1 protein-coding gene is annotated in these 255 nt (G+C 47.5%); it reads left to right on the top strand.

What is annotated here, in order from left to right; translation table 11 throughout:
- A partial coding sequence (locus VC178_RS11420; RefSeq protein WP_323482628.1) for an IS3 family transposase occupies positions 1 to 255 on the top strand: 255 nt, incomplete at both ends.

Here is a 255-nt window from a genome sequence, read left to right as displayed (position 1 = left end):
ACTACTACTGGCGAGCAGCCAGTAGTAATCATGAGCCTGATCCTTATGAGTTGGCTAAAGATCGTATTACCCAGATCTTTAATGCCCACCAGGGCCGTTATGGCTATCGGCGGGTACATTTAGAGCTGCGCAATCAACAGCAATATTTAAACCACAAGACCGTACAAAAGCTCATGGGGCAGCTAGGACTTAAATCCCTTGTGAGGCCTAAGCGATACCAGTCCTTTAAGGGGAATATTGGTAAAGCGGCTCCCA

Origin of the sequence: Polynucleobacter sp. AP-Sanab-80-C2 (assembly GCF_035012965.1) — a bacterium.
Lineage (GTDB): Bacteria > Pseudomonadota > Gammaproteobacteria > Burkholderiales > Burkholderiaceae > Polynucleobacter.
Note: the sequence above shows the minus strand (reverse complement) of the source record. Positions and strands in the feature narration are given on the sequence as shown.